The organism is Streptomyces sp. NBC_00454, assembly GCF_041434015.1.
Lineage (GTDB): Bacteria > Actinomycetota > Actinomycetes > Streptomycetales > Streptomycetaceae > Streptomyces.
In genome coordinates this window covers 3,165,509-3,184,348 of record NZ_CP107907.1, presented here as the reverse complement: position 1 = coordinate 3,184,348, position 18,840 = coordinate 3,165,509, and the positions used below count along the sequence as shown (strand labels likewise).

Genomic DNA, 18,840 nt, shown 5'->3' with positions numbered 1-18,840 from the left:
CATGAGCCTTGCCGTGCACCACTCCTGGGAACGCCCGGACTTCGGGACCCTGCTGCGGCGCCACTGGCCGCTGCTGCCGCTGGCCGGGACCGTACTGGCCCTGCTCGTTCCGGTGCCGGCGGGTGACGCGACCGCCTCCGGGAAGGTCGGGCCGGCCGACGCCGCCTCCCTGCTGCTCGTGTTCGTCTGCGCGGTCCAGGTGCTACGGGGGCGTGTGCGGCCCCTGACCCCGCTCGGGGTGCTGGTCCTGGGCCTGCCCGCAGTCGGGCTCGCCGTCTCCACCGTGACCGCGGGGGACCCGTACGCGGCCCTGCCCGGCTTCGTGCGCTACCTCCAGGTGTTCGTGCTGGTCCCGGCGGCCATCGTGCTGCTGGTGCGCGACGCCTCGGAGTTCCGGCTGGCCGCCGGGTGCTTCGTGGTGCTGGGGCTGATGCAGGGCGCGGTGGGCGTGGTGCAGTTCGCCACCCACACCGGGGCCTCGTACCAGGGCGAGGACATCCGCGCGGTGGGCACCTTCGGCCCCGGCGACGTGATGGGCATGGCCACGGTCGTCGCCTACGGGCTGGTCGCCGCCACGGCCGCGGCGCTCGCGCCGGGACTTCCGGCGCGGCTGCGCAGGCTCTCCGGCGCGGCCGCGCTGGCACTGACGCTGCCGCTGGTGCTCTCCTTCAGCCGGGGCGCGTGGATCGCGACCTTCGCCGCGGCCGTCCTGGTGATGGGGCTGGCCGGGATCCGGCGGGCCCTGAAGGTGCTCCTCGCGCTGGCCGCGGTGGGCGTGGTGCTGGTGGGCGGGCTCGGCGTCGGCTCCGAGATGGTCGCGGAGCGGCTGACCTCGATCACCCAGGTCTCCGACGCCCCCGACCAGTCGGTGACCGACCGGTACACGATGTGGGCCGCCGCCGAATCGATGTGGCGCGAGCGGCCGGCGGTGGGCGTCGGCCTGAAGGGCTTCCCGGCCAACCGGGACTCGCACTCCGGGCTGGCGCTCTCCTCGGGCAGCGACACCGCGGGCGCCGGCCAGGCCTTCATCCGCCAGCCGCTGCTGTCCCCGCACAACATGTACCTGCTGGTGCTGAGCGAGCAGGGGCTGATCGGGCTGGTCGCGCTGGCCGGCGGCTGGGCGGCGCTGCTGGTCGCGGGCCTGCGCAGGTGCGTGACGGGCGGAGCTGCCCTGCGGGACTGCGGGCTGGTCGCCACCGGCCTCCTGGTGTGGCAGCTGACCGACTTCCTCTACGCGGACATCGGCGGCCCGTCGACCGTCCTGACCGGAGTGATCATCGGCCTGGCCGCCTGGTGGGCCCTGCCCTCCGGTGACGAGCCGGGGCGGTTCGCCCCTGAGGGTGCGGCCGGCCGGTGACGGATACCACGCCCTGGCGGCGGCCCGCAGCCGCGGCGACCGAGGTCGCCGCGACTGCGGGCCGTCCGCCGCACCCGCCGGTCCCGGCCCCGGCCCTGCCGCCGGCCGGCCCCGCCGATGCCGACTCCGGCGCCGCGCCGGCCCGTTCGGCGCTCGCAGGCGCGGGCAGCGGACTGGCGAAGGCGGCCGCCGTCACCGCCGGGCTGACCGCCGCCGGGGCGGTGTTCGGACTGGTGCGGGACCAGACCATCGCGCACCTCTTCGGGGCCGGGCACGACAGCGACGCCTTCCTGATCTCCTGGACCGTCCCGGAGATGGCCTCGACGCTGCTCATCGAGGACGCCATGGCGCTGCTGATGGTGCCCGCGTTCAGCCACGCCCTGGCCCGCCGGGCCGCCAGCCGGGCCGGGCTCACCCGCAGGGAGGCCCGCGCGCAGGACCCCGTACGGCTGCTCGTCGGGGCGACCCTGCCCCGGCTGGTCGTGCTGCTGGCCGCCGTGGCCTCCGTGCTCATCGTCGCCGCGCCCCTGGTCGTGGGGATCCTCGCACCAGGGCTGCCCGATCCCGGGCTGGCCGTCGAATGCACCCGGATGACCGCCCTGACCGTGCTGTCCTTCGGGGTCGCCGGATACTTCAGCGCCGCACTGCGGGCCCACCGGTCCTTCGTGCCTCCCGCCGCGATCTACGTCTCGTACAACGTGGGGATCATCGGGACCATGGTGGCCCTGCACGCCCTGTGGGGGGTGCGCGCCGCTGCCGCGGGGGTGGCCGTCGGCGGGGTGCTGATGGCGCTGGTCCAACTGCCGGCCTTCATCCGCAACGTGGGCTTCGGCCCGCCCCGCGCCAAGGGTGCGCCGCGCAGCCAGCGGGACCGGGACCGGCCGACCCTGATCGCCTTCGGGGTCATCGCCCCAGTCATCTTCTTCGCCGTCTTCCGGCAGTCGCAGGTCCTGGTCGAGCGGTTCCTCGCCGCCTCGCTGCCCCCCGGCGCCATCTCGCACCTGAACTACGCGCAGAAGGTCGCGCAGATGCCGATGGTGCTGTCCCTGATGATCTGCACGGTCACCTTCCCCGTCGTCGCCCAGGCCATGGCCGGCGGGGAGCGGGAGAAGGCCCGGCGGCGGGTCGAACGGGACCTGGCGCTGGCCTCGCTCGCCGTGCTCATGGGGACCGCGCTCGTCATCGGATACGCGCCCCAGATCATCCAAGTGCTCTTCGAACGCGGGGCCTTCACCCACCAGGACACCCTCGCCACCGCCTCCGTCATGCGGGTCTACGGCCTGGGGCTGCTCGGCCACTGCCTCGTCGGGGCGCTGTCCCGGCCCTTCTTCTCGACCGCCCGGCCCACCTGGTTCCCGGCGCTCGCGATGGGCGCCGGACTCCTCGTCAACATCGTCGCCGGAGCCTTCGCCGTCGGCTGGTGGGGCACCTACGGGATCGCCGCCGCCAACGCGGCCGGGATCTCCACCACCGCCGTGCTCCTGCTCACCGGACTCGGTACCCGGATCATCGCCATCCAGGTCCGCCGGGTCGCCGTCTCCATCGGACGGCTCTCCGTCGCGGCCTTCGCGGCCTGCGTCACCGGCTGGATCGCCGGGCCGATGATCCCCGACCCGCTGGTCAGCGCCGCGCTCGGCTGCCTGCTCGTCCCCGCCATGTTCGGAGCCACGGGCATGGCCATACGGGCGCTGGAAGTCACCGCCCTGCCCGGCCAGATCGCCCAGCTCACCGCTCAGCTCACCTCCCAGCTCACCCAGAGGTTCCGCAATGTCCGCTGACACCGAAACGGCGCCCCCCGCCGCAGTGGTCCCCCCGCGCCGGGCCGCGTCCCCGTGGGTCCTGATGTACCACTCCGTCGCCGAGTTCACCGATCCCGCCGAGGACCCGTACGGCATCACCGTCACCCCGCACGCGCTGGAGGCCCAGCTGCTGTGGCTGCGCTCCCGCGGCCTGCGCGGGGTGTCCGTCGGCGAGCTGCTCCGGGCCCGCGCGGCCGGACGCGGCGCCGGGCTGGTCGGCCTGACCTTCGACGACGGCTACACCGACTTCCTGACCCGCGCGCTGCCGCTGCTGCGCCGCTACGACTGCACCGCCACCCTCTTCGTCCTGCCGGGCAGGCTCGGCGTCGACAACGTGTGGGACCCGCTCGGCCCCCGCAAGGCCCTGCTCACCGCCGAGGGCATCCGCGAAGTCGCCGCCGCCGGGCAGGAGATCGGCTCGCACGGGCTGCTCCACCAGGACCTCACCGCAGCCGCGGACGACGTGCTCCAGCAGGAGCTGCGCGGCAGCCGCGAGCTGATCCGGGAGCTCACCGGGACCCTGCCCGCCGGATTCTGCTACCCGTACGGGCACCTCGACGCCCGCGTCGTCTCCGCGACCCGGGACGCCGGGTACGCGTACGCCTGCGCGATCGCCCCCGGACGGCTGGCCGGGCCGCACGCGATGCCCCGTACGCACATCAGCCAGGCCGACGGCGGCCCGCGGCTGCGCATCAAGCAGGCCCGCCACCAGGTCCGGGAGCTGCGGCGGGCGGTGCACTGGTGAGCCCGCGCAAGATGCTGCACATCATCACGGGCCTGGGCGTCGGCGGCGCCGAACAGCAACTGCGCCTGCTGCTGCGGCACATGCCGATGCAGTGCGACGTCCTGACGCTGACCAACCCGGGCCCGGTGGCGGAAGGCCTGCGCGCCGACGGGGTCCGGGTCGTCCACCTCGGGATGCGCGGCAACCGCGACCTCGGGGCGCTGCCGAGGATGGCCCGATTCATCAGGCGGGGCCGCTACGACCTCGTGCACACCCACCTCTACCGGGCCTGCGTGTACGGGCGCTTCGCGGCCCGCCTCGCGGGCGTGGGCCGCACCGTGGCCACCGAACATTCCCTGGGGGACGGCGAGATCGAGGGCCGGCCGCTGTCGGCCGGGGTACGGGCGCTGTACCTGGCGAGCGAACGGCTGGGCGTTGCCACCGTGGCCGTGTCGGACACGGTGGCGGCCCGGCTGGAGGCCTGGGGCGTGCCGGCCGCGCGGGTCCACGTGGTGCCGAACGGGATCGAAGCCGTGCGGTTCCGCTTCGACGAGGGCGTACGCCGGGCCACCCGGGCCCGGACCGGACTGCCCGAGCGGGCGTTCGTCGTCGGCGGGGTCGGGCGGCTGGTTCCGGGCAAGCGCTTCGACGTACTGGTCCGCGCGGTGGCGGCGCTGCCGGGCGCACACCTGCTGCTCGCCGGGGACGGGCCGGAGCGGGCCACGCTGCGCCGGCTGGCCGCCGAACTGGGCGCGCAGAGCCGGATCCACCTGCTGGGGGAGCGGGATCCGCTGGGCGACAGCGCGGACGGGCGCACGCCCGGGATCCCGGCGCTGCTCGCCGCGATGGACGTCTTCGTGTCCCCGTCGCGGGAGGAGGCGTTCGGGCTGGCCGTCGTGGAAGCCCTGGCGGCGGGTCTGCCCGTCCTGCACGTCACCTGCCCGGCGATCGACGACCTCCCGGCGGCGCAGGCACCGGGGGCGCGCCGGATCGGCACGGGCACCGAGGAACTGGTCGCCGCGCTGCGGGGGCACATGGAAGCGGGCGTCCGCAGGCTGCCGCCGCCCGCGGTGGTGCGGCGCTACGACATCGCACGGAGCGCGGCGCAGCTGCTGTCCGTGTACGAGCTCGCGCTGGCCGCTCCGCCGGGGCCGGCTGATCCACCCACTCCGAAGAGGCCCCCGAAGCGGGGGCCCGAGAGCACTCCCACCCCTTCAGGAAGGCACGTACATGGCTGACACCGCCGATCAGAAGAAGCCCACCCGCCGTCGCCGGGTACGGCTGGCGCCGCCCGCCTGGTGGCCCCTGCCGGCCGCCGCGCTGCTGGGGCTGGCCGCGGGCGGGGCGTACGGGGTGCTCAAGGCGCCCGAGTACGCCGCCACCAGCTACGTCGTCGCCGTGCCGAACGAGACCACCGAGCCGGCCACCGCGCTGGGCTTCGCCCAGGCCTACGCCCGCATCGCGACCAGCAGTTCGACCCTCGCGTACGCGCAGCCCCGCGCGGGCATCGGCGTGCAGCAGCTGCGCACGCAGGTCCGCGCCGAAACCTCCCCCGAGTCCCCGATGATCGCCATCACGGGGACCTCGAAGAGCGCGAGCGGGGCCGCCGACATCGCGAACGCGGTGGCCGACGCCCTGTCGTTGAGCAGCAACCAGGCCGCCAAGAACACCGGGGTGCAGCTGCTGCTGTTCAGCCAGGCCGTCGCACCGTCCGACCCGGCCTCCGCGTCCGCCCCCCTCAGCGGGGCCGTCGGGCTGTGCGCCGGCGGGCTGCTGGGCGGGCTGTGGATGCTGGCCCGGCCCGCACGGCGCAGGACGCGGGAAGAGGCGGCCGAGGCCGTGGTCCCCGTCGTCGCCGGGGAGTTCGCCTCGCTGCCGGCGCAGGGTGACCACAGCGAGACCAAGGAGAAGGAGTCCGTCCGATGACCTCGGGCTCCGCAGGGCCCCTGTCGGTGACGCTGTGCCGCGATCCCCGGCAGTTCGCCGCGCTGGAAGAGCCGTGGAACCGGCTCGTACGGAACTGTCCCACCGCCACCCCCTTCCAGAGCCATGCCTGGCTCCACTCCTGGTGGCTGTCCTACGGCAAGGACGGCCGGCTGCGGATCGTGCTCGTGCGGCGCGGGGAGGAACTGGTCGGCGCGGCCGCGCTGATGCTCGTACACCGGCCGCTGCCGCTGCTCGTGCCGCTCGGCGGGGGCATCACCGACTACTTCGACGTGCTCGTGGCCGCCGAATGTTCCGACCAGGTCGTCCCGGCGCTGGCCAACGGCCTGCACCGGGCCGCCCGGGGCGCGGTCGTCGACCTGCGCGAGGTGCGGCCCGGCGCGGCCGCCGAGGCCCTCTGCGCGGCGTGGCCCGGGATCACCGCCAAGCTCACCGACTCCACCTGCATGGAGCTGCCGGCCATGCCGTTCGACGAGCTCGTCAAGCGGATGCCGGCTTCCGGCGCGCAGCGGGTGCGGGCCAAGCTCCGCAAGACCGACGCGGCCGGGATCGAGGAGCGCGAGGTCACTGAACAGGAAGTGCCGCGTGCCGTACGGACGTTGCTGCGGCTGCACGAGAAGCAGTGGCGCGGCCGCGGGGTGACCCCCGAGCACCTCAAGCCGCGCTTCGCCGAGCACCTGACCCGGGCCACCCGGCGGATGGTGCGGGCCGGGGAGGGCCGGCTGGCCGAGTTCCGGCTCGACGGCAAGGTGGTGGCCGCCAACCTCACCCTGCTCTCGGGTGCGTTGAGCGGCGGCTATCTCTACGGGGCCGACCCGGACCTGCGGGACCGCAAGGTCGACGTGGCGACGCTGCTGCTGCGCTACGAGACCGGCCGCGCGCACGCCGAAGGCCGCCCGGTGGTGAGCTTCCTGCGCGGCGACGAACCGTACAAGAACCACTGGCGGCCGCGGACGGTGGTCAACCAGCGCTTCCTGCTGGCCACCACGGCGCTCGCGCCCCTGCTGCGACTGCACGAGTCGCAGGTGACGGGGCGCGAGCGGGCGGTGGACGCGCTGCGGGAGGCGCTGCCGGCCGCCAGGGACTGGCGGGCGCGGCTCAACGAACTGCGGGTCCGATGACCCGACCGCCTCGTCTAGAAGGGCCAGTAACCGGAGTCCTTGCCCCAGTCGACCTTGACGCAGACCGACTGCTTGCCGACCAGCTTGGAGAGCCACTCGCCGAAGTTGAGCGGCACGCACCACTGCTTGCTGTTGACGGGCGGCGTCGTCGGAACGGTCGGCTGGGGCTTCGGCACGACCGGCGAGGGCACCGGGGACGGGACCTGCGGGGACGGGACCTGCGGGGACGGCACCTGAGGGGACGGTGCCTGCGGGGACGGGACCGAGGGGTCGGGCTTGGGCACCACGGGAGCGGGGCTGGCGCTGGGGCTCGGATCCACCGGGACCTGCGGACTCGGGACGACCGGGCTGACCTCGGGGGACGGGACCACCGGGCTCGGATCCACCGGGCTCGGCGCGACGGGGCTGGGCACGACGGGGCTGGGCACGACCGGGCTGGGAACGACCGGGCTCGGGGCGACCGGGCTCGGCACCTCGGGGGACGGGACCAGCGGGCTCGGGAGGACGATCGGCGGCGGGGTGACGACCGGCGGGGTGAGCGGCGGCGTGACGACCGGGGTCGGGATCTCCGGCGTGGGGATCTGCGGGCTCGGCACCACGGGCGTCGGGACCACGGGCGTCGGAACCACCGGGGTCGGGACCACGGGCGTCGGAACCACCGGCGTCGGGATCACCGGGCCGGGCTTCTGCGGGGTCAGCGCGTCGCGGAAGACCTTCGCCGACTCCGGGTTCTGCTTGCACTGCCAGACGCCGTGCGGGCAGTAGTCGGTGATGGTGTGGTAGAGCGGCTTCTGCTGCTCGATCCACTTGAGCATGCGCCGCACGTACTCCGGGTTGTCCCCGTTGCGGAACAGGCCCCACTCCGGGTACGAGATCTGCTTGCCGTGTGCTTTCGCGAAGTCGACGTGCTGCTGCAGTCCGTACGGCTGGCTGATCTGGTCGTCGAAGGTGCGGCCGGGAGCCTGGTCGTACGAATCCATCCCGACGATGTCGACCACGTCGTCGCCCGGGTAGCACTTGGTCCAGCCGATCGCGTCCGTACCGCGGTTCGGGGTGAAATCGAACTTGAACTGCTGGCCGGGCACGGAGCGCATCGCGTTGACGACCCGCTTCCAGTACGCCTTCCAGTTCTCCGGGTCGGGCCCGCACCGGTGGGTGTACGTGGTGCCGTTCATCTCCCAGCCGAGCACGATCACCGTGTCCGGGACGCCCAGCGACACCAGCCGCTCGGCGAGCTTCTTGAAGTGCCGGTCGTACTGGCCGTCCGCGCCGGCCCGGATCAGCTGGGCCACCTGGTAGTCCGGGATCCGGGCCTCGTTGCGCTCCTGCATGGGCACGTTGAGGACGAACATCCGGTCGTCCCGGGCCTGGCGCCATTCGGCCCAGTCCGCCAGGAAACTGACGTTGCCTTCGATGCCGGCCCACTGGTCACCGGGCAGATAGGTGTGTCCGACCCGGATCTCCTTGCCGCCCAGCCAGTGCGAGAGGAAGGGGATGCGGGCCACTCCCGGCGGCCCGTAGTCGAGATAGGCGCCCATGGCGATGTCGGAGCCCGTGTTCTGTTCCTCGGGGGCCGCGAGGGCGGCCCCGGTGGCCAGCAGGCCGGCCGTGACCGTTCCGATGCAGGTGCTCGCCAGTCGGCGACGTGGTCTGGGCATGGCGTCTCCCGAGCTTTCCTGAATCGGTGTGCTTACCAAAGACGTTAGACATCACATCTGACGAATGGCCTGTCCGGTGACGTCCGCATAGGCCATTCGCAGCTGCGCACCCTCCCCGCTTGGTCCGACTAGGTGAAAGACACCGTTTCCATGCACGCGCATCCCAACCAAGTGCCCGCAGTTCTGCTCAGACTCGATCGGAATCCGTTCCACCACGGAACCCTCGGCGCCGTCAGATCCCTTGGGCGCAAGGGCGTGGAGGTCCATGCCGTCGTCGAGGCCGGGGGAGGTCCCATGGGGCGTTCGCGCTACCTGCATGCCGTGCATCCCGGGCCGCCCGAGGGTCTGGATCCCGAGGCGCCCGAAGCGCTGCTGGAGTGCCTGACCGGGGTGTCCGAGCGGATCGGCCGCCCGGCGGTGCTCATCGCGATGGACGATCTGAGCGCGATCGCGGTGTCGAGGGTCGCGCCGATGCTGACGGACCGTTTCCGGATTCCCCATCAGCCCGACAACCTGCCCGCGCGGGTGGCGGACAAGGCCGAGCTGTCCCGGTTGTGCGCCCGGTGGGACATCCCGCACCCGGAGACGGTGATCCCGGCGAGCGGGGCGGAGGCGGCGGAGGCGGCGTGGCGGCTGGGGCTGCCGGTCATCGCCAAGTGGAGCCGGCCCTGGCTGCTGCCCGCAGGCACGGGCCTGCGCAGCACCACCCTGGTCCACGCGGCCGCCGAGGCCCGGCGGCTCTACGAGCGCGCGGCGGAGGCGGGCAGCCGGCTGCTGCTCCAGCGGTTCCTGCCGGCGGGTCCGGACACCGACTGGTTCTTCCACGGCGCGTTCGGCCGGGGCGGGCACCCGCTGATCGCCGGGTCGGGCCGCAAGGAGATGTCCTGGCCGGTGCGCACGGGGCTGACGGCGGTCGGGCGGTGGCTGCCGGACCCGGCGGTCGAGGAGGCGGGGCTGCGGCTCGCCGAGCGGCTGGCCTACCAGGGCATCCTGGACCTGGACTTCCGCCGGGACGAGCGGGGCGTCTTCCGGCTGGTGGACTTCAACCCCCGGCCGGGAGCGCAGTTCCGGCTGTTCACGGACTCGGCCGGGCTGGACGTGGTCCGGGCGATGTACCTGGACCTGACGGGGCAGCGGGTCCCGGAGCCCTCCGGCGGTCCGGGCCGGGTCTTCGTGGCGGAGAACTACGCCCTGCTGTCGGCGGTCCGCTCCCGCTCGCTCCCGCGCCGCGCGCCGGCCCCCGTACCCGCGGGCCCTTCCGGCGCCGGTCCCGGTACCGCTTCCGCTTCCGCTTCCGTGGACGGCTCCGCGGCGCAGCCGGGCCGGGCCGTACGGGCGCTGCCGCGCCGGGAGCGGGTCCGGGTGGAGGCGGCCTGGTTCGCCGCCGATGACCTGATGCCCTTCCTCGCGATGCTCGCCGCGTTCCTGGGCCGGGGCGCGGGCAAGGCCGCGCGGGTGCTGCGCGGGGTCCCCGAGCAGGGGCGCCGCCGGGCCCGGGAGGTGGTCCGGGCGCCGCGCCAGCGCGCCCGCGGCCTGCCCCCGGCCGCGTCCGGCGGACCGGGGGCCTCCCGGCCCGCCCCGCCGGAGGCCTCGGCGGAGCCGGACGAGCTGGTGACGCGGTGAGGGCATGACGGGGTAACCCGCCCGGGACGGATCCCCGGAGCCGGGGCGCAGGAGGCGGTGGACGAACCAAGGGACTGGAGGGACAGCGGTGACACGGATGGACGATCTCGTGGTGATCGGAGCGGGCCCGTACGGGCTGTCGATCGCCGCGCACGCCGCGGGCGCGGGGCTCGGGGTGCGGGTGCTCGGGCGGCCCATGGCCTCCTGGCGGGATCACATGCCCGAGGGCATGTACCTGAAGTCGGAGCCGTGGTCCTCCAACCTGTCGGCGCCCGGCGGGCGTTACACGCTCGCCGAGTACTGCGAGGGCCGCGGGATCGCCGCCGGACATGGAACTCCGCTGCCCATCGGGACGTTCAGTGCGTACGGGCTCTGGTTCGCCCGGCATGCCGCACCCCCGGTGGAGGAGGCGACCGTCACCGAAGTCACCCCGCAAGGCGACGGGTTCCGCGTCCGTACCGCCGAGGGGCCGCCCCTGCTCGCCCGGACGGTGGCGCTGGCCGTGGGCGTCATGCCGTTCGTCCGGTACCCCGAGGCGCTACGGGACCTGCCCGCGGCCCATTATTCGCACAGCAGCGGCCACCGCGACCTGACCCGCTTCGCCGGCCGCGAGGTCGCCGTGCTCGGCGCCGGGCAGGCGGCCCTGGAAACCGCCGTCCTGCTCGCCGAGGGCGGAGCCCGCCCGTGCCTGGTGGCCCGGCGGTCCCGGCTGAACTGGAACACCGTGCCGCAGCCGCTGCGGCGGCCCCCGCTGCGGTCCCTGCGCGCACCGCACAGCGGCCTGGGCACCGGCTGGCGCAGCTGGGCCTGGTCGGAGCTGCCCTGGGCCGTGCGCAGGCTGCCCGCGCCCACCCGGGAGCGGATCGCGGCCACCGCGCTGGGCCCGGCCGGAGCCTGGTGGCTGCGCGAGCGCTTCGAGCGGCGGGTCCCCGTACTCCTGGGGCACCACCTGCACCGGGCGGTTCCCGCCGGGGAGCGGACCCGGCTGGGGCTGACCACCGCGGCCGGGGAGTCCGTCGTACTGGACACCGCCCATGTGATCGCGGCGACCGGATTCACCCCGGCCCTGGACCGCCTCGAGCTGCTCGACGCGGGGCTGCGGGCCGCGCTGGCCACCGTGGGGGAGAGCGGTACCCCGGAGCTGAGTCCCGGTTTCGAGTCCTCGTGGCCCGGACTGTTCTTCGCGGGGCTGCTGACGGCTCCCTCATTCGGCCCTTCCATGCGATTCGTACACGGCGCCGGGTTCACGGCGGGGAGACTGGTGGCAGGAGTCCGCAAGCGCCTGGGCACCCGGGGCCCGCTGGCGGGTTCCACCGGTGCGCCGCGGGCCGACCGGGCCCCGACTGCCGGGCACAGAGCGTGAGAGCCAGTCACACAAAGTGAGAGGTGTCGCGATGGGCGCTGAGCGGGCACAGGGCCGCGGCTGGGTGAGGATTCCCGCCAGCCGCGGGGAACAGCAGCCCGCCCAGGCGAGGCCGGCGCCCCCGCAGGCCGCGTACGGGCAGGCCGCGTACGGGCAGCAGCCCCCGTACGCGCAGGCCCCGTACGGGCAGCAGCCGAATGCCGGGTACGCGCAGACCCCGTACCCGGGAGCCCCGTACCCGCAGGCCCCGTACGACCCCTCGATGATCTACCTCTCCCTCGTCAAACGCTGGCGGGAGGCCGGACGGACCCTTCCGGGGCATCCTGACGAGGAGTGGGAGCGGCTCATTTCCCAGCCGTGCTGGCCCGGCCGTTAGGTGGTGTGAGTCTCGTGGCAGCGGCGGAGCGACACGATCGCAGACCGGGCGGGAAGAGCCCGGGGAACCCCCGTACCGGGCCCGGCGAGCGGCTCGCGCTCAACGGCATGGGCAGTTTCGAGTGGGACCTCACCGACGGGACCCTGGTGCTCGACGAGGCCGGGATGACGGTCTTCGACCTGGAGCCGGCGGAGTTCGACAACACCCCCGAGGGCCTGGGGCTGCGGATCCCGCCCGATGACGCCGCGCGGCTCGGGGACACCGTGCTCGCGGTGCTGGACGGCGGGGAGGAGGCGTACGGCCAGTACTTCACGGTGCAGCGGCGCGACGGCCGCGACCAGTGGACGCACACCCAGGGCCGGGTGGTCCGGGACGAGGAGGGGCGCCCCCTGCGGATCCTCGGCATCGTCCGGGACGCGACGGCCGAGCTGGCCCACCTCAACGCGCTGCGGAAGCTGGAATCGGCCCGCGCCCAGCAGGCCACCATCGTGCAGCGGACCACCGAGGCCCTGTCGCGGGCGGTGACGGTCGACGACGTGACGGCCACCCTGACGGGCGCGGGCGCCCTGGAACGGCTGGGCGCGGAGGGTCTCGCGCTCGGGCTGGTCGAGGGCGGCACCATCAAGATCATCGCGCTGAGCGGGGAATCCCTGGAGATCCTCAGCGAGCGCAAGTTCACCCGGCTGGACGGAACGCTGCCGCTGTCCCAGGCGGTGCTCACCAGGAAGGCACGTTTCGTCACCTCGCTCGCCGAGCTCTCGGACGAGTTCCCGCTGCTCGCCGACTACCTGAACCGCATCCAGTACGACGCGGCCGCCTACCTGCCGCTCATCGCGCAGGCCAAGGCCATCGGCGGGCTGGTGCTCTTCTACCGGCGGCGCACCGAGTTCAGCCCCGAGGAGCAGAACCTCTGCCTGGGCCTGGCCGGCATCGTCGCCCAGTCGCTCCAGCGGGCGCTCCTGTTCGACCAGGAGCGCGAGTTCGCCACCATGCTCCAGGCCGCCATGCTGCCCCGCCGGATCCCCGAGATCGTCGGCGGTGAGATCGCCGTGCGCTACCACTCCGCCTGGAGCGGGCGCGAGGTCGGCGGGGACTGGTACGACGTGATCGCGCTGCCCCGCGACCGCGTCGGGATCGTGGTGGGCGACGTACAGGGCCACGACACGCACGCCGCCGCCATCATGGGCCAGCTCCGCATCGCGCTGCGCGCGTACGCGGGCGAGGGCCATCCGCCGTCCACGGTGCTGGCGCGCGCCTCGCGGTTCCTCGCCGAGCTGGACACCGAACGGTTCGCCACCTGCATGTACGCGCAGGTGGACCTGGAGACCGGAGGCGTACGGGCGGTCCGCGCGGGCCACCTCGGACCGCTGATCCGGCACACGGACGGGCGAACGGGCTGGCCCAACGTGCGCGGCGGCCTGCCGCTCGGGCTGGCCACGGTCTTCGAGCAGGAGGAGTTCCCCGAGACCCGGCTCGACCTGGTCCCCGGGGAGACCCTCGTGCTGTGCACCGACGGGCTCGTGGAGGAGCCCGGCACCGCCATCACCCAGGGCATGGAAGCCCTCGCCCACGCGGTCCGCAGCGGCCCCCAGGAGGCCGGTGCGCTCGCCGACCACCTCTCCGACCGGCTGTGGGAGCGCTGGGGCTCCGGCGACGACGTGGCCCTCCTGGTGCTGCGCCGGGCCCCCGACCCGGGCACCCACCGGGCCCCGCGCATCCACCAGTACGTCCACCAGGCGGACCCCGAAGGGCTCTCGGAGGCCCGCTACGCCCTGCGGCAGGCGCTGCGCGACTGGGGCATGCCCGAGCTCGCCGACGACGTGGAGCTGGCCGCGGGAGAGCTGCTGGTCAACGCCCTGCTGCACACCGACGGCGGGGCGGTGCTGACCATGGAGGTGCTGCCCGAGCCGGTCCGGCGGATCCGGCTCTGGGTCAAGGACCGCTCCAGCGTGTGGCCGCGCCGGCGCACCCCGGGGGAGTCGGCGACGACGGGGCGCGGGCTGCTTCTGGTGGACGCGCTGGCCACGCACTGGGGGGTGGAGTCCCGGGGCGACGGCAAGGCGGTGTGGTGCGAGTTCGACGCGGCGGGCAGCGCGGCCCGCCGCGCACCGTGACCGGGCGCACACGCCGAGTTGTGGAGCCCGCGGGGCGGGGTGATGATGCGGACCATGGAACGGATTTCGTGGATTTCACCGTGCGCCGTCTGAGCAAGGGCGCGGTGACGGGCGCCCTGGCGCTGCTGCTGTTCGCCGCCGGGGCGCCGAAGGTGGTGGACTGGACGACCGGGCGTCCGCACGCGGCCCCCGGATGCCAGACGGTGGCCTTCATGTCGATGACGGGCGAGGCGCCCGCCTGCCGCTGAGGCGTCCGGAACCCGGGGCTGGTCCTCGCGGCCGCGCCGCCGACGCCCGGGTCCGGATAGCGGCGGCTACCGGACGGGGCGTCCTCGGGCACGCGGGCGGCTACCGGTGGTCGATCACCATGACCGGGTGGCTGTCCTGCGCGACCGTGTCGATCGACCGCGGCAGCAGGCCGCCGCCGAAGTGGATCTCCTGGAGCTGGGCTTCGGCCAGCGCCTCGCCCGCGTGCACGCCCGGGGTGAACCGGAGCGTGCCGTGGGCCGCCCACTCGTGCGGGGCGCCGTCGCACACGGCGTCGCCGGCGCCGATGCTCAGGCGGACGTCGTCCTGGACCACGGTCGCCTTGATCTGAACCGCTCCGGAGAGTGACGGGTCGGTGCAGTGGTAGGCCCCGAAAAGGTGGATCGTTCCGTCCTGGGCGATGTGAGCTTCCGAAGATACTTCAATTCCATTGCCGTAGGGGGCGGCATTCGCCGGGGCGGTGAATGCCGCCGTGGCGCCCAGTGCGGCGAGTGCGGCCAAAGCCATGCGGGGGCCGGTCGCGGCCATCGTTCCTCCAGTTGGACGGGGGTTGCAAGGGGTTGCGGAATTCCGCCGGAACGCATTGTGCTGGCATATGGGGCGCCATGTGTTCCGCGTGATCGTGTCGGTGTGTGCAATTCCCCGCTCGGGCGCGTGAGACTGGCCGGAATACGTCCCCGAAGATCCCCGAAGGGATCCCGCATGCGTCAGCCCGCCCCCCGCTCCGCCCGCCTCGCCCGCCGCCACTTCCGACCCGCCGTCCGTCCCGTCTCCGTGCTCGCCGCCGCTCTCCTCCCGCTCCTGCTGTTCGGCGCCACGGGCTGCTCCGGCGGATCCGAGGGCGGCGCGCTGGCCCCGGCCGCGGTGCCCGCCGTACCGGTGGACGACGGGGCGCCGGGCGCCGGGGAGGATCCTGCGGCGGAACGCGAAGGGGTGGTGCGGGCGGCTTCGAAGGCCGCCCATGTGGGTGACTCCGTACGGGTGGACGGTCGACAGGTCGGCCGTCACCTCCAGGTGGTCCTCAACGCCTACGTGGACCCGGCGGTCACCGTCGAGAAGAACTTCGCCCCGGCCGCCGGCAAGCGCTGGGTGGCCGCCTCGATGTCGTTCGTCAACGTGGGCGGGGCCTCGTACGGGGCTCTCGGGCGCATGTGGGCGCTCGACGGCGCGGGTCAGCGCCACGCGGTCGTGCCGACGGGGGAGCTCACGACCGGCAAACCGCTCGTCTTCGATTCCCTGGAGGTGGGTGAGCGGGCCGAAGGATGGGTGGTGTTCGAAATTCCGGAAAACGCTCGGATCGTGCGGCTCCAGTACCAGGACGCGAACATCCAGGCGAATTCCGGAGGTGGATTCTGGGCGGTCTAGCCCGCCCGGGTGAAACGCCGTGAAAGGGGCGGGTGACAGACCACTAAGGTGCGGCGCATGACTTCTACCCAAGCCGAAATCGACCGCTCCCAGCTCGGCACCCTTTCGGTGCTGGCGTGGATCGGCGATCCCTCCGAAGGCCACGACCTCCCCTACCTCATCGCCTACACCCTCGGTGACGGTCCCGGAGGACGAGAGGCGAGCGAGGCAGCCGCGCGCGGGCTGCTGGAGGAGGGCGGCCTGCCCATCGGCGACGTGGTCCTGGACGGCCGCGACCCGGTCCGGAAGTTCCCCGTGCAGGTGCTCCTGGAGGGGAACCAGATCGCGCTCACCCTGCCCGGGATGAACGCCCGCTGCACCGCCCCGGACGAGTGGGTCGCCGCCGCCGATGAGGGCGGCCAGGTCTACTTCCTCTTCGCCACCCGCGCCTGGCCCGAGGCGGCACCCGGCGCCCCCGTCGCGCCGGAGGTGCTCCAGGCGTTCGCGGGCGACCCCGAGGTGCTCAACAGCTGCGCCCACTTCCTGCTCCAGGTGACCCGCCTGAAGCGGTAGCGGCGCACCCCGCTCCGGCCGCCGGGCTCCCAGCCTGCCCGGTGGCCGGTGGCCGGTGGCCCCTTTCGGGGTCAGGGCCGTTCGAAGGCGAAGCGCAGGGAGCGGACCCGGTTGTCGAAGTTGGACCCGGCCAGGTCCGGCAGGCCGACCGCGCGCAGGCCGACGGGGCGGGTCAGGAGCTCGCGGAAGAGCGCCTTCATCTCCACCCGGGCCAGGTGCGCGCCCAGGCAGAAGTGCGGTCCGCCGCCGCCGAAGCCCAGGTGGGGGTTGGGGGAGCGGGTGAGGTCGAAGGCATCCGGGTCGGGGAAGACGGCCTCGTCGCGATTGGCGGAGGCGTAGTACAGCACCACCTTGTCGCCGGGGGTGAACAGGTGCCCTCCCAGGGTGTGTTCGGCGGCCACCGTGCGGCGGAACTGGATGATGGGCGTGGAGTGGCGGATCATCTCGTCCACCGCGCCGTCCGCGTACTTCTCGAAGTCGCCCAGCAGCAGGTCGCGTTGGTCCGGGTGGTCGGTCAGCAGGGTCAGCCCGTGGGTGATGGCGTTGCGGGTGGTCTCCACCCCGGCCACCATCAACAGCGAGAAGAAGGCACCGAGCTGGCGGGCCCCCAGGGCCTGTCCGTCCACGTTGGCGGTGACCAGCGCCGAGATCAGGTCGTCCGTCGGGTTCTTGCGCCTCTCCCGCCCGATCCCCGCCACCATCCGCTGCATGCGGGCCAGCGCCCGCAGCCCGCGTCCGGGCATCCGCAACCGGGCCGCGATGCCCCGCTCCACGCCGATGTTCTCGGAGGCGTGGTTGACGCGGTCGGCGATCTCGGCGCGGTAGCGCTCCGGGATGCCCATCATGTTGCAGATGACCTCCAGGGGCAGCCGCGAGGCCACCGCCGAGACGAACTCCTCGGGCGCGCCCTCCAGTACGTCGTCCACGATCCGGGCCGCCACCGCGTGGATGTCCTCCTCGGCCGCCGCCAGCAGCCGGGGCGTGAAGGCCCGCTGCACGATCTTGCGAAGCTGCGCGTGGTCGGCGCCGTCCAGGTTGACCATCGAGTCCCCGAACAGCGCCCGCACCCACCGGGCCGGCTCGGGCGTGGTCACCCCGGGCGCGCTGGCGAACACCTTGGGGAGCCGGCTCGCCTCCTGCACGTCCGCGTGGCGCACCAGGGCCCAGTGGCCGGCGCTCTTCCCCTCGGGGACGAACACCGGGGAGTCGAGGGCCCGTAGACGGGCGAAGGCGGCCAGCCGGTGGGCGGGGGGCGCCTGCCAGAACGCCGGATCGGCCAGTTCCCTGCCGGGGGCTTGGCCGGGTCGTTGTGCGGGGAGTGTCATGGCATGAAAACGCCCCCAGGGGCACGGGAGTGACGGTTCGGCGCGGCGCCGTTGCCGGGCTCCGCCCCAGGAGCGGCGCCGCACGGGGTCAGGGGCGGGTGCGCCCGGCGAGCGTCATGCCGACCACGACGGTGGCCGCCGCGACCAGGCCCGCGTACAGCACCGCGTACGCGCCCGCCCAGGTGCAGGCGAGCACCAGGAGGGCGGAGACCGGCAGGGTCAGCTGCTGGGCGGGGCCCCGCTTGAAGTGGCGGGAGTGCAGCAGCCAGACCATCAGCAGGAAGAGTGCGGCCGGGACGGTGACGGCCGCGTTCGCGGCGAGCTGCGACACGTGCGCCTTCCCGACCGCGTGCTCGACGCTGACCTCGATGCCCGCCCCGATCGCCGCGCCCGAGGCGAAGATCAGCAGGTGCCCGTACCCCCAGGGGATCGCCTCCCGGTTGGAGGTCAGCCGCTCGTGCATGGGCACGGCGAAGTAGATCCACCAGGCGGCGAAGACGATCAGCAGCCCGCCGGCGGCGATGGGCAGCAGCTCGCCCAGGGCCTCGTGTTCGTCGATGGCGGACTTCACGGCCACCGTGCTCGCGGAGATCGTCTCGCCGAGCACGATGATCGTGAACAGGCCGTAGCGCTCCACGATGTGGTGGGCGTGCCACGGCGTCTGGTGACCCCGCTCGGCCACCACCGGTACGAGCAGTTCCGCGGCGGCCACGATCAGGAACAGCCAGCGCTTGGCGCCGTCCGGGGCGAACAGCAGCGCCACCCAGCCGGCCTGGCAGACGACCAGCCCGGCCGCGTACTTCAGGGCCGCGGTGCGGGCCTCGCCGCTCTCGCCGGAGGCGGCGCGGAGCCACTGGGCGGTGAGCGCGACGCGCATGATCAGGTAGCCGATGACGGCCACCGTCCAGTCGTTGCGGTCGAACGCCGAGCCCACGCCCGCCGCGTAGACGAGCACGCCGGCGATCTGGACGAGCGTCGCGATCCGGTACGGCACGTCGTCGCAGTCGTAGGCGGAGGCGAACCACGTGAAGTTCATCCACGCCCACCACACGCCGAAGAAGACGAAGAAGTAGCCGATCACGCCCGTGCCGGGATGCCCCTCGGCCAGGGCGTGCACGAGCCGGGCGCCCGCCTGCGCGATCGCGACGACGAAGCACAGGTCGAAGAAGAGCTCCAGCGGGGTCGCGGCGCGGTGGCCCTCGTCCCGGCTGCGGGCGGTCATGGGTACGTAAGCCAAAGCCATACCGCCCAG

Annotated in this window: 17 protein-coding genes; 13 read left to right on the top strand and 4 right to left on the bottom strand. The window is 73.7% G+C overall.

Going from position 1 to position 18,840, the window contains the following annotated elements; genetic code table 11:
* The first annotated feature begins 1 nt into the window (after window position 1).
* From OHU74_RS14620 to OHU74_RS14595, 6 genes are read left to right on the top strand one after another with little or no spacing between them, the layout of a single operon-like run.
* Window positions 2–1,357, top strand: a complete 1,356-nt coding sequence (locus tag OHU74_RS14620; protein WP_371616303.1) for an O-antigen ligase family protein — start codon at window positions 2–4, stop codon at window positions 1,355–1,357.
* The gene (gene murJ / locus OHU74_RS14615) at window positions 1,354–3,135 is read left to right on the top strand and encodes a murein biosynthesis integral membrane protein MurJ (RefSeq protein ID WP_371616302.1); all 1,782 of its coding nucleotides are present in this window, start codon (window positions 1,354–1,356) and stop codon (window positions 3,133–3,135) included. Before OHU74_RS14620 ends, murJ begins: the two co-directional genes overlap by 4 nt.
* A complete protein-coding gene (locus tag OHU74_RS14610; RefSeq protein ID WP_371616301.1) occupies window positions 3,125–3,901 on the top strand; it encodes a polysaccharide deacetylase family protein in 777 nt (258 codons plus the stop codon). The genes murJ and OHU74_RS14610 overlap by 11 nt, the downstream gene beginning before the upstream one ends.
* An 11-nt stretch (window positions 3,902–3,912) precedes the next feature.
* Window positions 3,913–5,118: a glycosyltransferase gene (locus OHU74_RS14605; RefSeq protein WP_371619687.1), complete on the top strand. Its 1,206-nt coding sequence runs from the start codon at window positions 3,913–3,915 to the stop codon at window positions 5,116–5,118.
* Window positions 5,111–5,806 (top strand): lipopolysaccharide biosynthesis protein, encoded by a 696-nt coding sequence (locus tag OHU74_RS14600; protein WP_371616300.1) that lies wholly within the window; start codon window positions 5,111–5,113, stop codon window positions 5,804–5,806. Before OHU74_RS14605 ends, OHU74_RS14600 begins: the two co-directional genes overlap by 8 nt.
* Window positions 5,803–6,945, top strand: coding sequence for a GNAT family N-acetyltransferase (locus OHU74_RS14595; protein ID WP_371616299.1), 1,143 nt, complete (start codon window positions 5,803–5,805; stop codon window positions 6,943–6,945). Before OHU74_RS14600 ends, OHU74_RS14595 begins: the two co-directional genes overlap by 4 nt.
* A gap of 14 nt (window positions 6,946–6,959) precedes the next feature.
* On the opposite strand, the gene OHU74_RS14590 is transcribed toward OHU74_RS14595, so the two are convergent.
* Window positions 6,960–8,603, bottom strand: coding sequence for a glycoside hydrolase family 26 protein (locus OHU74_RS14590; RefSeq protein WP_371616298.1), 1,644 nt, complete (start codon window positions 8,601–8,603; stop codon window positions 6,960–6,962).
* Window positions 8,604–8,753: 150 nt separating this feature from the next.
* Between OHU74_RS14590 and OHU74_RS14585 the strand changes: the two genes are divergently transcribed.
* The 5 genes from OHU74_RS14585 (at window position 8,754) to OHU74_RS14565 (ending at window position 14,327) form a co-directional block, all read left to right on the top strand.
* Complete coding sequence (locus OHU74_RS14585) at window positions 8,754–10,226, top strand: ATP-grasp domain-containing protein (protein WP_371616297.1); 1,473 nt, start codon at window positions 8,754–8,756, stop codon at window positions 10,224–10,226.
* Between the two features lie 97 nt (window positions 10,227–10,323).
* Window positions 10,324–11,589 carry an NAD(P)-binding domain-containing protein gene (locus OHU74_RS14580; RefSeq protein WP_371616296.1) on the top strand — a complete coding sequence of 422 codons (1,266 nt, stop codon included), beginning with the start codon at window positions 10,324–10,326 and terminating at the stop codon, window positions 11,587–11,589.
* 31 nt (window positions 11,590–11,620) lie between these two features.
* Complete coding sequence (locus OHU74_RS14575) at window positions 11,621–11,965, top strand: hypothetical protein (RefSeq protein WP_371616295.1); 345 nt, start codon at window positions 11,621–11,623, stop codon at window positions 11,963–11,965.
* Window positions 11,966–11,979: 14 nt separating this feature from the next.
* Window positions 11,980–14,079 carry a SpoIIE family protein phosphatase gene (locus tag OHU74_RS14570; protein ID WP_371619686.1) on the top strand — a complete coding sequence of 700 codons (2,100 nt, stop codon included), beginning with the start codon at window positions 11,980–11,982 and terminating at the stop codon, window positions 14,077–14,079.
* Between the two features lie 68 nt (window positions 14,080–14,147).
* Window positions 14,148–14,327: a hypothetical protein gene (locus OHU74_RS14565; RefSeq protein WP_330296819.1), complete on the top strand. Its 180-nt coding sequence runs from the start codon at window positions 14,148–14,150 to the stop codon at window positions 14,325–14,327.
* 100 nt (window positions 14,328–14,427) lie between these two features.
* Here OHU74_RS14565 and OHU74_RS14560 read toward each other — a convergent pair whose 3' ends face one another.
* Window positions 14,428–14,874, bottom strand: coding sequence for a DUF6299 family protein (locus tag OHU74_RS14560; protein ID WP_371616294.1), 447 nt, complete (start codon window positions 14,872–14,874; stop codon window positions 14,428–14,430).
* Window positions 14,875–15,048: 174 nt separating this feature from the next.
* Here OHU74_RS14560 and OHU74_RS14555 point away from each other — a divergent pair, with 174 nt between their 5' ends.
* Window positions 15,049–15,711, top strand: a complete 663-nt coding sequence (locus OHU74_RS14555; RefSeq protein WP_371616293.1) for a DUF4352 domain-containing protein — start codon at window positions 15,049–15,051, stop codon at window positions 15,709–15,711.
* Between the two features lie 57 nt (window positions 15,712–15,768).
* Window positions 15,769–16,263, top strand: a complete 495-nt coding sequence (locus OHU74_RS14550; RefSeq protein WP_371616292.1) for a DUF5949 family protein — start codon at window positions 15,769–15,771, stop codon at window positions 16,261–16,263.
* A gap of 71 nt (window positions 16,264–16,334) precedes the next feature.
* Here OHU74_RS14550 and OHU74_RS14545 read toward each other — a convergent pair whose 3' ends face one another.
* Together OHU74_RS14545 and OHU74_RS14540 are read right to left on the bottom strand one after the other, a co-directional pair.
* On the bottom strand, window positions 16,335–17,588 hold the full coding sequence (locus tag OHU74_RS14545; RefSeq protein ID WP_371616291.1) for a cytochrome P450: 1,254 nt from the start codon (window positions 17,586–17,588) through the stop codon (window positions 16,335–16,337).
* An 88-nt stretch (window positions 17,589–17,676) separates the two neighbouring features.
* The gene (locus OHU74_RS14540) at window positions 17,677–18,831 is read right to left on the bottom strand and encodes a low temperature requirement protein A (protein ID WP_371616290.1); all 1,155 of its coding nucleotides are present in this window, start codon (window positions 18,829–18,831) and stop codon (window positions 17,677–17,679) included.
* Between the last annotated feature and the right edge of the window lie 9 nt (window positions 18,832–18,840).